This is a genomic window from Paenibacillus sp. VMFN-D1, assembly GCF_003386155.1.
Taxonomy (GTDB): domain Bacteria; phylum Bacillota; class Bacilli; order Paenibacillales; family Paenibacillaceae; genus Paenibacillus_AQ; species Paenibacillus_AQ favisporus.
In genome coordinates this window covers 87,374-101,272 of the sequence record NZ_QRDU01000006.1, presented here as the reverse complement: position 1 = coordinate 101,272, position 13,899 = coordinate 87,374, and the positions used below count along the sequence as shown (strand labels likewise).

Here is a 13,899-nt window from a genome sequence, read left to right as displayed (position 1 = left end):
CAAGTATACTTGTATACAACTTGTAATCGTCTTTATTTTAAAACAATCCATGCGATCTGTAAACCGCGTGGATGAAACATCCAGCACACCAAGCTTCGGAAAGGGAGTGATTGAATTTGAAAAAAATCGCCGGCATCCTGCTGCTGTCCATCTGTATCGCCACGGGCTGCGAAAGACACAAGCCTTCGGCGGATACCACACCACCGGCTGACCCAATGCCTTCCGGAACCGTGAATTCCACGGAAGGAATCAACGATAAACCTCCCGCCACGGCAGCTGATCCCCCTTCTTCCACCCCTGATGCCGGGAGCCCGCACCCTTCCAGCGGCCACGACGGCGAAGCCGAAACAGAAACTCCAGGGCAGCTGCAGTCTTCCCAGCTGATGTTCGGCTATTTGGACGCCGCCGGCAGCCGGATTCTTGCAGCCGACCCGGAAGGCAAGCAGCAAACACCGCGGGAGCAGTTTATACAAGCGGTCATCGCGCCGGGCGAGCTGGCCGACATCCGCTTCACGAAGCATCAGGCCCGGTCGGATCAGGATAGCGGAAGGCAGATCCGATACAATTTCGACCATGATGAAGGCGATTTGTTCCGCCTCTCTTCCCCGGTAACTCCAGCGGATCCGGACACAGGCGTCGTTCTCGCACAAAAAGACGCTTTTGCCGGGCATGAATTTCTGCAGGTGGAGCATGCGGAGGGAAGCCTGCCCAAAGAGGCAGCGGCCCGGATCAAGCAAGCCAAAGGCTGGAACATCCACAGCCAGGGGCTTATCGGACAAATCGCCCCTGACGTGCAGCTTGGTATCGTCCAGTACGACAAGGACGGCGGCAAGCCGCTGGCCAGCCTCGTGCTGATCACCCCGGATACGCTGCTGTTTCGCGATTTTGAAGGAACGGATGACCCGGGCTCCACCTGGCGCGTCGACGACGGCGGGCAGATGGACCCGCAGCTGTTCCACGTCTTATTTGTCACCCGTTCCGGGCCTGGGTATACACTTGGATATGAATGGTGGGGCTCGGAAGGATCGAACCTGGCGGTGCTGCAGCAGGACGGCGGCGCATTTCGCGTCGTGCAGGAAGGCGGCCGCTACACGGCGCCGATGTAACCTAGCCCAAGTCCCAGGCCGTATGGATTTTCGGCACGTCGCTGATGAGCTGCCTCGTGTAGGCATGCTGCGGGTTCAGAATAATGTCCTCGGCCGGTCCCCTCTCGACGATTTGGCCCTTCTCCATGATGTAGATCGTGTCGCTCACGTAATAGGCGAGCCCAACGTCGTGCGTGATGAAAATAATCGTCATCTCATTCTCATCCCTCAGCTTCAGCAGCATGTCGAGAATGGTGGACCGGGAGCAGGCGTCGACCATTGAGGTGGGCTCATCCGCGATCAGCACCTTCGGGTGAAGCATAAAAATCCGGGCGATCATGAGCCGCTGCATCTGCCCGCCGGACAGCTCAAACGGATACTTGTTGTACAGCTCCTCGAACTTCAGGTTGACGAAGGAGCAGGCCTCTTTCATTTTATTGAACTGTTCATCCTTGGTGAGCTTCAGCCCCTGCAGCCGGATGCAGCTGAGCAGCAGCTTCTCTACCCGCTGGAACAGGTTAAAGGACGAGAACGGATCCTGAAAAATCGCCTGTATGTCTTTCCAGTACTTTTTCCGGTCAGCATGGCGGCGCAGCACTCTCGGGTGTCCTTTGTAATCAATGCTGCCCCCCGACTCCTTTAAGAGACCCATGATGATTTTGGCAAGGGTGGTTTTGCCGCTGCCGCTCTCGCCGACGATGGAAATAATTTCGCCTTTATGAAAATCGAAGTCTACCTTATCGACCGCCGTCGTTTTGGCCGCCCCGTACCCGAATACTTTCGTAATGCCTCTGCCGCGGATCAACAGGTCACGACTGCTCATTCGCATACCACTCCTTCAGCGTTCCTGTGTCAAAATGGCACCGGTACTGGCGGCCGTCCACTTCCTGCACCGCCACATTGCTTTCCCTGCAAATATCCTGGGCGTAAGAGCACCGCTCGGCAAACCGGCAGCCGGCCGGCACATGCTTCAAATTCGGCGGCGTGCCCGGAATAGCCGCCAGCTTGTGCCCCTTCATCCCCTCCTCCGGAACGATGATCGAGCCCATCAGCTTCTTCGTATACGGATGAAGCGGATCAAAGATCATCTGATCGGCCGTGCCGCGCTCCACGATTTCTCCCGCGTACATGACCATAATGTCGTCGGTGACGTGGTACAAGAGCGGCAGCTCATGCGTGATGAATACCAGCGAGCGGATGAACTGCTTGTCGAGCAGGTCCTTCATCAGCTTGATGACCGCCTTCTGCGACGTCACGTCCAGCGCGGACGTCGGTTCGTCGGCGATCAGCACCTTCGGATTCAGAATGGTGGAAATCGCAATGACCGTCCGCTGTTTCATGCCCCCGGAGAGCTCATTCGGATACGAGCGCAGCACCTTCGGCGACAGGTTCAGCGTTTCAAAGCGCTCGACGGCCATGTCCCACACCTGCTTCTTGGTGAGCTCCGGCCGGTGCTCCTTCATGATATCCTCAATAAAGCGGATGATCCGCAGCGTCGGATTGAGGGCATTCATCGCCGCCTGGGGAATATACGCGATTTCCCGCCCGGAAATTTGCGTGCGCAGCTGCTCCTTGCTCAGCTTCATAATGTCGCGGCCGTGGATTTGGATCGAACCGCTGCCGTAATGGAGCGGCGGAAAATAAAATCCCATCAGGCTCAGCGCCAGCGTCGACTTGCCGCAGCCGGATTCGCCGGCGATGCCGAGCGTCTTCCCTTCTTCCAGCACGAAATCGACGCCGTCGACGGCAAACACTTTTTCCTTAAGCCGGGTTTTATAATAGGTTTTCAGTCCGCTAACTTCCAGAATGTTTGTAGTCATCGGCCTAGCTCCTTATTTTCGGATTAAAAATTTCGTCCATGCCCGTGTTCATCATATACAGCGAGAATGTGATCAGCGCGATGGACAGCGCCGCGGGGATAAACGCCCACCATGCCCCCGCCACCGGTGCCTCGAAGACGAGCGCCCAGTTCATGATAATGCCGAGGGAGATCGTGTTGTACGGCCCGAGCCCCAGCATCGAAATGGAGGCCTCCGACAGAATGCCGGACGCGGTCTGCAGCACAAACGCCATGACGACATAGGACGCGATGTAGGGCAAAATTTCAAAAACGATGATCCGGGGCGTGCTGTGTCCGGAAATTTTGGCGATATGGACATGATCCCGGTTGCGGAGCGAGCTGGTCTGTGCCCGGACGGCCCGGGCCGTCCACGGCCAGCTGGTGATGCCGATAATGATCGCCGTCACGAGCGAGCTGCGCGAATTGATGCTGACCGAGATGAGGATCAGAATAATAAACGACGGAATGACGATAAAAATGTTCGTGATCGACGTCAGCAAGTTATCCACGATGCCGCCGATGTAGCCGGAAGCAAGGCCGATAATGAGTCCGATGGCCGTCGCGAACACGCCTGCGATAAGACCGACCCGGATCGAGGTCTGGATGCCGTACATCAGCTCCAGGAACAGATCCCGCCCGAAATTGTCCGAACCGAGCCACAGCTGCGAACTCGGCGGCTGAAACGCCAGGGCGATCATCTCCAGCGGATCCTTTTTGTTGATCATCGGGAAGATGAGCACCAGCGCCAGCATAACGATGAATATTCCCGCCCCCAGCATGAATTTGGGGGACTTGATGAGAATGTTGAAGGAGTTTTTCATATTACTGGTCCTCCATTTGCGAGGCTTTGATCCGCGGATCGATAAAACCGTAAATGATATCAATCGTAAAGTTAGCCAGCAGAACAGAGAGCGCGATCAGCAGCGTACAGCCGGAAATGAGCGGGTAATCGAGCTGACGGATGGCCGTAAACAGCCAGGTGCCGATGCCCGGGTAGCTGAACACGATTTCGCAGATGAGCGAACCGCCCACCATCGTGCCGATGGACAAGGCCAATCCGGTAATTTGGGGAAGCATGGCGTTCCGGAACACGTATCTGGAGATGCGCGAATCGCGGATCCCGAGCAGCTTGCTGTACAGCACATAGTCGGCATTCAGCTCGTAAATGGACATCTCCCGCATCCCGATCGCCTGGCCGCCGATGGTGACAAGCACGATCGAGAGGAACGGCAGCGTATGATGGCGGATGACCGAGCCGATAAATTCGAAGCTGAGCTGCGGAATCATTTGAAAATCATACCCGCCGGACAGCGGGAACCACCCCAGCGTCAGGGCGAATACGTACAGCATGATGATGGCCAGCGTAAAAAAGGGGATCGAGTTCACGAACAAGGCTACCGGAAAAATCACCTTGTCGAACACCCCTTTTTTATATGCGGCCACGGCTCCGAGCACGTTGCCCAGAATCCAGCCTACCAGAATCGCCGGCAGCTGCAGGCCGATCGTCCACGGCACCGCTGAAGCGAGGATGTCCGTCACCTTTTTCGGATACAGGCCGAACGAGGTGCCAAGGTTGCCGGTAAACAGGTTTTGGACATAGATCAGAAACTGCTGCCAGAGCGGCTTGTCAACACCAAACTCCTGAATGAACGTCTCATAGACCCGTTTGATCGTATCGCTGTCCGTCATCCCTTTGGTCATCTGTGAGACGATCATGGCGACGGGGTTCCCCTCGATCATGCGCGGAAGAAAAAAATTCAGGGAAACGGCAATGACAAGCGTCACCAGGTACCAGAACAGCTTTTTTACGAAATATTTGGCATAGGCATTCAAGAAGGTCCCTCCCTTGATCTTTGGATCGGCGGTGGATGCGTCTTGGAAAAGAGGGCCCGCATGGCGCTCCGGCAGTGCCGGGAGCCTCCCATGCAGGCCGCTTCCTTGGGCTTAGTTGTGGATCTGGTACAGCGCCCGGATGCCCGCCCCGTCCATGGCGATTTGCGGAGGAATGTTGCTTCCGTCTCCGTCGACGGGGAAGCCTTTCCATACCGATTCATTGACCGTATGGAACACCCACGGACGGTACATGAGCGGAATGGACGGAATGTCGGTCAGCCAGATTTTCGTCAAATCCGTGTACAAGGTTTTGAGTTCAGCCTGATCGGTGACGCTCGGAATTTTGTCGATAATTTGGTCGGCTTTATCGTTTTTGTAACGGCCCCAGTTCCAGAACGCCATTTCGCCGAGCGGAGCCACTTCCTTGGAGTACATGATGTCATGCGCTCTGCTCCACGGCTGGCTCGGATTGACGCCGCCCGCAGGCGTGTTCATGATGATGTCGAACTTGCCGGTTTGCAGGTCGTTCGTCCATACCGGCGCTTCCGGGAACTTCGTGCGAATTTCGATGCCGATCGCTTTCGCGCTCTGGGCCACGATCTCCAGCGCCGCATTCCAGTCGGACCAGCCGTACGGGCATTCCACTTCAAATGGCCCGAGGCGGGTGCCGTTCAGCACGCGGATACCGTCCTTGCCCTTTTTGGCGCCGATGCTGTCGAGCAGCTCGTTGGCCGCCTTGACGTCGGTCGTCCACTGCAGCGATTTGATCGCTGCTTGATCGACGTATTTGGACTCCGCGTCGGTGTTCAGCGTCAGGGACGGCTGCATCGCGGCCGAGTAGCCGCTCATCGCGAGGTCGGAAATTTTCTTGTAGTCGATGCTCATCGCGATCGCGCGGCGGACGTCCGGGTTATCCAGCCCTTTTTTCGAGAAATTAAAGAAGATCGACGGCATGGAGCCCGGTACATAATAAGGTGCGTCTTTCAGATAGGTCTTGATCGGAGCGCCGTTCTTCCACATGTTCCATACCTGCGGGATGAACTGCTGGGATACATCCACCTGTCCGCTCTTGAAGGCCAAATCACCGGCGGCGTTATCCTTGTAGATGACGTGCGTAATATACTTCGGAGCAGGCAGCTTGCCGAAGAGCGACTTGCCCCAGTAATTGTCGTCGCGCACGATCGTGATTTTCTGGTCGTTGTAGAAGTAGATTTTGTAAGGGCCGGTGGCTACCGGATTGGCGTTGACTTCCTTGCGGATCGTCGCCAGATCGTTGTTCGACTTCTTCTCGATTTCTTCCCAGATATGCTTGGGCATCATCGGGATCAGCTCGATGCTGTCAAGCACCGTCAAGCGGTTCGGGTTGTCTTTGTTCAGCATGATCTTGACTGCATTCGGGCCGTCCGCTGTGACATCCGCAATGTACGCCCAGTAGTTGCTCCAGTTGATGTCGTATTTTTTGCCGAGCTGGTAGGTGTACACGACGTCATCGGACGTAAACGGCTTGCCGTCGCTCCATTTGGCGTCCTTATTCAGCTCGATATGCAATGTCATGTCGTCGGTCCACTCGTATTTGGTGCCGAGCAGCGGCTCCAGCTTGCCGTCCAGCTGATTGATCATAAACAGCGTCTCGTAGACCAGCTCTCTCGAGTTACCATAGTTGATCGGGAAGGCCGGATTGCCGCTCAGCAGGTTGAAGTTGGACGGCGGCCCCCATTGAATTCCGTTAACGTAAAGGGTTTCATTTCTCGGCGTTTCTTTGGCGTCTCCGCTCGTTGCCGGCTGGTTCGCCGCGGGCTCGGTCGTCGCGGGCTCCGTGGCTTTTTCTCCCTGATCGGCCGGCTTGGTTTCCCCTTGCGCCGGCGGCGTTGTCGTTCCCGTTGCGGAAGGCGGCTGCACGGTCTGGCAGCCCGCGATCATCACGGTCGCCGCCACGAAAAGGGCCATGAGCGGCTTGGAAGCTAATTTCAGCTTCATGTAAACTCCCCCATTTCCTCCAATTCACATCTACATAAATTGAGCTAAGACAGGGACAGCACTTCGCCTTTAGCTCATTTTATAAAGATGCAAGCGTGATGCAGATTTCACGTCTTCAGATCGGAAGGTTCGTGCCCCATGGATCCGAAGAAATCAAACCTCTTCATTCCGAGGAAACCGCATACCCCTTCACGAAAAAGTACGGAGCAGGCTGACGGACTCATACGGCTAAAACGTGTTCTGCAAGCGCTTTCCGTAAAATGTATGAGGGATCGCTTGGAAATGATGACTGATTTATTTTTTAAATGTGCTGAAAAAAAGTTACTGAAATCCTTCGCACGTTTGCCCTTCCCTTCCAAATAAAAAACGGCCCCTGCCACCAGCAGGAACCGCTTTTCCAAACTATATCAAATTGCGTCTTCAAATCCTGGACTGGCTGCTTGTAAGCTTTAAGCCGCGCTCTTGCGGGAAATCGCGAACAGCGCCGCCCAGATCAGGATAAATCCAAGTGCCTGCGTCAGCGTCACAGCCTGATGAAATACGATCCAGTTGATCAGCACGCTCACCATCGGGAAGCTCAGTTCCGCCAGCGTCGCCACCGATGCTTTCGTCGTCGTCAGCCCTTTATAGTACACCATCAAGCTGAACAGCCCCGGCAAAAGCGCCTGCCCCAGCATGTTGATCGACACCGCAGCCAGCGTTCCCCCGTCGGTATGCACCTGCCAAGGATCTCCCTGATTGATGGTAATCCCGATCAGCAAAGGCAGCGCCAGGATGAAACGCAGCGAAGTCACCGTCTCATACTCCATTTTTCCGACCATCAGACGACCCATGACTGTGGAACCGCCCCACAGTGCCGCGGCACCCAGCGAGAACAAGCTGCCGACCTTGACGAAATCATTCACATGCCCGAACGGAAACGTGAAGCCGAAGGTCAGCAAATACGTTCCGGCCAGCGCCACGATGAACAGCCAGGTGAAATGCTTCGGAAGCTTCTCACGCAGCAGCAGTTTGGCCATAAGAATGGCGAAGATCGGCTGCAGCTTCTGCAGCAGAACGACCGCGTTCAAGTTCCCGGAAGACAGACCCTGCGTAAACAGTATGGTTGCAATCGCCGAGCCGCCCCACGACAGGAAGAGCAGCGCGCCGATATGGCGCAGTTTCAGGCCTTTCAACTCGCTCCGATGTTTCCACAGCATTGGTGCGACGAACAGCACCAGCAAAATATGCTCGATGAGCACGATCTGCGTTGCCGTCATATGTTCTTTGAGCAAAATGATCCGGAACAGCGGATCCGCTCCCCACAATGCTGCACCCAGCACGACCAGCCAAAAGCCGGATTTGCTGCGTTCGGCCTTCCCGCTTGCCGCGGGCCGGACCTTGATATTACTGCTTACATTTTCCATACTCCAGTTCCCCTATCCCTGAATACGGAGTCAACATTGGAAAACCCCCGAGATCGACATCAATCGACACATCGGGGGTTGATCAAATAAGCTTGCGGAAATGTCAAAATTTCACACACGCCTATTCTTTGATCTTCTCCCATCCGGACTTTACCGTCGGCCCTGGATTTGCACCAGGTCAGTCGCCGCCTTACTGCTAAAGCTGCGAGTCGCGGGCTTGACGCCGTCTTCACCACAAGAAGAGACGCTCACCGCCGGTCAGGAATTTCACCTTACCCCGAAGATCCATATTCATTTATTTTTATTTTTTTCATGCAACTTACATTGTTTTCATCATTATAGCATAAATGTATCCAAAAGTGTTTCAGTTTTTTAATAGCTTTTTATTTCCATGGATTAAAAATTTGGATATGGGGCTGGAGATGGACAATTTTCGGGATATCCGCAGCCATTTAAAATGACAGACGGCAGGCATTGATGAGCCTGCAGCAAGCACTAACGGACTCGCGGCAGCACTTATCGCTGCTCAAGCACCGACAGGATCACGGCCACCGCTTCAGCCCGCGTTGCGTGAGCGTTCGGGGCGAACAGGCTGCCTGCTCTTCCATGCATGATTCCTTTCTCCACCGCTGATGCGATATACGGCTTGGCCCAGGCCGGAATTTGACCGCGGTCGGCAAAATTCAAACTTCCCGCACCGCCCGGTGTTCCGGTACCGAGCGCCCTGACGGTCATCGCCGCCATTTCGGCCCGGATAATGAGCCGGCTCGGCCCAAACGTTCCGTCGGCATAACCGTTCATGATGCCGTGCGACACCGCATCCTGGACCGAAGACAGCGCCCAGGCCGGAATCTTCTTCGCATCGGAAAAAGTCAGCGCCTGCGAGCCGGCCGCCTGCCCCATGGAGACCGCACGCATCATCATGCTGGCGAACTCCGCCCGGGTCACTTCCTTGCCCGGCTGAAACGTGCCGTCGGGATATCCGCTGACCCATCCCTGCTGGACCGCATTCAGAATCGGCTGCTCCGCCCAGTGGCCGCGAATATCCCGGAAAGTGCCCGGCGTTCCTTCCGCTTTGCCCGGCTGCACCGTGATTTCCGGCTTGACGGACATCTCGGATGAGCGGAGAGCGGAATCCACCAATTTGGCACTTTCCACGGCCACCCGGGACGATGCCGCCTGCAGCGCCGTAAACTCAATGACGGCGAGCTGAAGCTTGCCGTTATCTCCGGCTGTTTTTCCTACTTTGGTGTGGGCCAGGCGGATTTCGTTGTTTTTGACAATCGGTTCGACCGAAAAGCCGGATGTCCCCGTGGAAGCGGTGCGGTAAGCCAGCTTCGCCGGGTCAAAGCTGAGCGTCAGCTCATACGCATACAAGTCCTTCAGCTGCTCGCCGGTCACCGTGACCGTCACCTTGGAGCCATTGGAGGTTACTTCCAGTGACAAGTAAGGTGCTTCCGCAGCGGCGGTGGTTGCCGCAGCAGCCGAGGAGGCGGTGACAACCGGGGAGCTGCCAGCGGTTCGTACTTCTGAAACCGCAGCGTTTGCGGGGGTTCCTGATCCGATGAGTCCGACACAAATGGCTACGGCCCATGCGGCATAGCGGGTAGATTGTTTTCGTGGCATACGTCCAGCCCTCTTTCCATGAATTGAAAATCGCAGGAGCAGCCTGCACCGCTCCTGCGATTATATCCTTTTCTAAGCAATTTCTAATGTTCCATACGACCATATCCATTGGATGATATCCATCCCGATACGGCCACAATCCCCGCATGAATCATGCGGGACATGGTACTGCGTATGAGCCGGGCTTGAGGACCATCCGGTTCTCTATCCCATTACTTCGCGTACCAGCTGCCGATAATCATCTGCGCTACCGCAGCCAGCGAACGGATCGAAATTTCGCCTTCGCTGAACAGGTCCGCCGGAGCAACGCGGCTCCAGTTCGGGTCCGTCGACTGGATGCCGTAGTACTTGGCGAGGATGGACAAATCCTGCACCGTAATCTGCACCGCACCAGGCACTAGCGTGATCAGCTTTTTCTGGAAGGTGGTTACGGCGCTGCCGAGTGCAGCCGCAGCCGAATCCACCTGGTTTTGCGTCGCGGCAGTGTCCAAGTGGACCACATTCGCGGTTGTAATGGCCGCCTTCAGCTGGACTTTGGCCAATGCCGGATATTGGCCGACCTTATCCCCTGTGACGGCCCGGTCGTAGATGCTCTGCGCGGAGGCAATCGCCGAAGTGAGCGCCGACTTGTCGACCGGAACCGAAGGAACCGGGATGACGGCGTTCTTGAACGTGCTGACCGCCGCTTTCAGAGCGGTCAGCGCATCGTCGATCGCCTTCTGCGTTGCAGCGGCATCGTCCGCCACGCGTTTCGCGTCGCTGATCGCCGACAGCAGCGCGGTCTTCGCCGATGCCGGGTATTGCCCCGGCTCGGTGCCTGTGACGGCCTGATCCGCCAGCTTCTGCGCATCGCCGATGGCGGCAAGCAGCGCCGCCCGGTCAGCCGTGGCGATCTGGATCTGCAGCGCAGCGGAGTCCGTGTTCACCGGGCTCGAATTGCCGTCCGCCGAAATGTCAAAGGCGGACACCGACACGGCTGCGCTTCCGGAGACGCCGGCTTTCAGCGTGCCGCGGAGCTTCAGCAGCTCCCCGTCTTCCGAGACGGCGTTCTCCTGGCCGGTGCTGGCCATGATGATGCGGATCTCGCCTGATTCCGGCTTCACCCCGGTGGCCAGCACGCCAAAGCCGGTGCGCGAAGAGCTTACCGCGCCTTCGGCCAGTGCCAGCGTACCGTCCGTATTCGCCACGGTCGCAAATTCCAGCTTGGCCGGATCGTACTTGACGATCAGGTCCAGTGCCGTAAAGGCAAACGAGGGCTTGGTCATGCCTACGCCCAAGTCAACCTGCGCTCCCGCAGAAGCCGCTGCCGGACCGGACAACACGGCGGAGTTCGGCGCCTGCGTCTCTGCCGCTTCCACCGTGATGCTGACCTGGAGCGTATCGCTGCCGCCCTTTCCGTCCTGAACTTGGAAGGAAGCCGTGTAGCTGCCTTCCGCTGCCGGGGTCCATGTGAACTTGCCGGAAGTCGCTTCAAATGCCGCTCCCTCCGGCAGGGACACCGCCTCATAACTTAACGCGTCTCCGTCCTCATCGTTGGCGTACACCGAGAACGTCACTTGCTGCCCTGCTTTCACGGTCTGGGCAGGCACGTCGGCAAACGCCGGAGCGTGATTGCCTCCGGCAGCCCCAGCCGGACGGATGTCGCTCTCTTTCAGAAGCTTCAACTGGTAAGCGCCTTTAAAGATCGAAGAGATCCCGGTAATATCGACGGCCGTTCCTGCCGGATAGGCCTGCTTCAGCGCATCTGCGCTGATGCCCGTCCGGCTGTCGACACGGACATGGTTCGTCGTGCCGCCGCTGACGAGATCGAATTCCAGGGAGCCCGTGACGGTGGCGTAGTTTTGCACCGCCGCGTTTTTGATCGTGATCAGCTGCCCCTGATTGCTGTCATTGACCGCGGCCGCAGCCTGCGGAACCGGAGCCGGAATATCGGCCTGGGCGTCCAGCTTGGCCACCTGGACCTCGTTGGCCAGCTCGACCTCGGTGTTATAGGTCAGCTTTTGGGCGGTCAGCTTGACCTTATCCCCCACATGGTAGCCTGTCGCTTTGCTCGGATACACATAGACACCGCCGGTGCCGTCCTGCATGTAAAATCCCGAGCCGCCGAAAATCCCGGGCTCCGACGTGACGACGCCCTGCACCGTAACGTAATCGTTGTCCGCCGCTTTACGCGCTTCCGCGATGGTCGTCAAATCGGGTATGGTAACGACCGGCGGCGTACCGCCGGCTCCATAGGAACCGGCTTTGTACGTCGTCGGATCATACCATTTGTACCCTGCGGCCGGCGTCGTCCACGGCTCGGTTCCTGGAATTTCGGCCGATGTGGCCGGTTCTTCCAGCTTGCCGAGCAGCGGCGTCGGCGCATCAAGCGTAATGCCCTGATTTTCGAATGTTGCGTAATCTTCATGAACCGCCAGCCATTTTACCGTCTGGACGAGGAAGACGGCGTCCTGGGCTTCCCCCTTGAAGCCGTCATAAGTCGTTTTCTTGCCGCCGTTGTCCTCGCGGACGTATCCCGGCGTGGGGTCCTCAACCGGCGAGGAGTCGCCGATGAATGCAGCTTTTCCTTTTTCCAGCTTGGAAATGGCAGCGAACGGTCCTTCGGCGATGCCACCGTTTTTATAGACGCCTCCGTTCGGGAAGTTCGCCTTGTCGCTGTTTTCTACGGCATTGCCCCAGCCCGGCACATTTTCCGGGAGGTAGACAACGCCCTTGACCCGGGTCGGATCCAGAATCGTCAGCGTGGAGCCGCTGTGCATCTCCACATCATTAACGCCTGCAGTAATACCGAAAGACTGATCATATTTCACCGCGTCGGTTTTGGTAACGTCCCCAACCGAATTGAAGCGGAAGCGCACGCCGAAGTTCTGGCCAAGCCAGTCCGTGCTGGTCACGTCCTGCATCGCGCCCGATGCCGCTTCGGCGGTGGACATGCCCTTGGTCGGATTACCAAATGCGCCGCGCCGGTAGCCGTTCATCACTTCCGAGGAATCCCAGCGGTTCAGGTTCCGGTCGGAATTGTAGTGGTCGGAGATGAAAAATATACTGCCGCCTTCCTTGACATACGTCAGCATGGCAGCTTGCTCGGACGCCTTAAACGGGATGTTCGCTTCGCCGATAATAAAAACGTCGTATTGCTTCAGCTTGCTCAGCGTAATGGCCGGCGTGTCAAAAGCGTGTGAGTCCATCGGCAGCGTTCTTTGCAGCGCATCCACTTGGAAGCCCGCTTCCCTCAGCCCGTCGGCAAAGTCCGAAAATGCGCCGTCAATGACCCAGTCCGAAGCTCCGGCCGTCTGACCGTGCGTTTCGTCGAACAGCACCTTTTTCCCCGTGCCATCCGGCAGCGTCGTCGGAACGCCGATATTTTCGCTGCCCGGATCCGCCGGGTTCGGCGTGCCTCCGCCTGGATTTTCTCCAGACTCCCCGTCCAGGGACATCGCTGTCGGGCTTTTGATTCCAGCCATGCCGCTGTACGCGGCCAATTGCCCGGTAACGGTCAGTTTTTTCCCCACGTTGTCGGGGTTCGTCTTCAGTCCGTACTGGGAGCGGTAGGAAGCCGAGATCTGGACATCGATCATGTTACTCTGTGTCTTCTCCCCGGGTGTATCGGCAATCAACACGTTAAAATCGTCCTGAAAGCCCGAATAAATCGGTTTGGAATTGTACATCTCACCGACGATGTAGCCTTCAACGGTCGCGGTTTCTCCGCTGTTGTTTTTGGCAAGAGCTTCGGCCACCGTGAGCGGAACCGCAGCCGCAGCCTGTGCGGGCATGTATCCCAAGGCGGCGGACAGCAGCAGCAGCCATGCCAGAAATAGACCTGTGAGCTTTTTCCTGCGGACGAAATACGGGTTGTCCATCTTGCGAACTCCTCCTTTACATTCCGGCAATTATGATTGCGGCTTCCTCAGGTTAACATCCCTTTATTATGGCTTATTGCGGATTATGTAAAATATGGGACAGCTGTGCAAATGCACCTTGTTTGTTAGGGAAACCCTTCTCTACCTTGGATTTTATATGAGGGAGCGGAAGGGCCGGCAGTGCCGCAGTCCCCATTTTGACACAAAAAAAAGAGAGACCTTTAGGCTTATGCCTGGGACTCTCCCCTCAACAGTGATGTCATACCGTGCCG

9 protein-coding genes and 1 riboswitch are annotated in these 13,899 nt (G+C 56.8%); of the genes, 1 reads left to right on the top strand and 8 read right to left on the bottom strand.

Annotated elements, in window-relative coordinates:
* Nucleotides 1-116: 116 nt before the first annotated feature.
* Entirely contained in the window at nucleotides 117-1,106 is a 990-nt protein-coding gene (locus C7820_RS29110; RefSeq protein ID WP_116234033.1) for a hypothetical protein, read from the top strand.
* A gap of 1 nt (nucleotide 1,107) precedes the next feature.
* On the opposite strand, the gene C7820_RS29105 is transcribed toward C7820_RS29110, so the two are convergent.
* From C7820_RS29105 to C7820_RS29070, 8 genes are all read right to left on the bottom strand, one after another.
* Nucleotides 1,108-1,908 carry an ABC transporter ATP-binding protein gene (locus C7820_RS29105; RefSeq protein ID WP_116234032.1) on the bottom strand — a complete coding sequence of 267 codons (801 nt, stop codon included), beginning with the start codon at nucleotides 1,906-1,908 and terminating at the stop codon, nucleotides 1,108-1,110.
* Entirely contained in the window at nucleotides 1,895-2,905 is a 1,011-nt protein-coding gene (locus C7820_RS29100; RefSeq protein ID WP_116234031.1) for an ABC transporter ATP-binding protein, read from the bottom strand. The genes C7820_RS29105 and C7820_RS29100 overlap by 14 nt, the downstream gene beginning before the upstream one ends.
* A 4-nt stretch (nucleotides 2,906-2,909) precedes the next feature.
* Nucleotides 2,910-3,746, bottom strand: a complete 837-nt coding sequence (locus C7820_RS29095; RefSeq protein WP_089548533.1) for an ABC transporter permease — start codon at nucleotides 3,744-3,746, stop codon at nucleotides 2,910-2,912.
* 1 nt (nucleotide 3,747) lies between these two features.
* Entirely contained in the window at nucleotides 3,748-4,758 is a 1,011-nt protein-coding gene (locus C7820_RS29090; protein ID WP_076173597.1) for an ABC transporter permease, read from the bottom strand.
* Nucleotides 4,759-4,869: 111 nt separating this feature from the next.
* Complete coding sequence (locus C7820_RS29085; protein WP_116234030.1) at nucleotides 4,870-6,735, bottom strand: ABC transporter substrate-binding protein; 1,866 nt, start codon at nucleotides 6,733-6,735, stop codon at nucleotides 4,870-4,872.
* A 449-nt stretch (nucleotides 6,736-7,184) separates the two neighbouring features.
* A complete protein-coding gene (locus tag C7820_RS29080; protein ID WP_116234029.1) occupies nucleotides 7,185-8,141 on the bottom strand; it encodes a DMT family transporter in 957 nt (318 codons plus the stop codon).
* Between the two features lie 127 nt (nucleotides 8,142-8,268).
* Nucleotides 8,269-8,430: riboswitch (FMN riboswitch) on the bottom strand.
* A 227-nt stretch (nucleotides 8,431-8,657) separates the two neighbouring features.
* Nucleotides 8,658-9,767, bottom strand: coding sequence for an S-layer homology domain-containing protein (locus C7820_RS29075; protein WP_116234028.1), 1,110 nt, complete (start codon nucleotides 9,765-9,767; stop codon nucleotides 8,658-8,660).
* Nucleotides 9,768-9,979: 212 nt separating this feature from the next.
* Nucleotides 9,980-13,627 carry a DUF6359 domain-containing protein gene (locus tag C7820_RS29070; RefSeq protein WP_116234027.1) on the bottom strand — a complete coding sequence of 1,216 codons (3,648 nt, stop codon included), beginning with the start codon at nucleotides 13,625-13,627 and terminating at the stop codon, nucleotides 9,980-9,982.
* Nucleotides 13,628-13,899 lie beyond the last annotated feature (272 nt).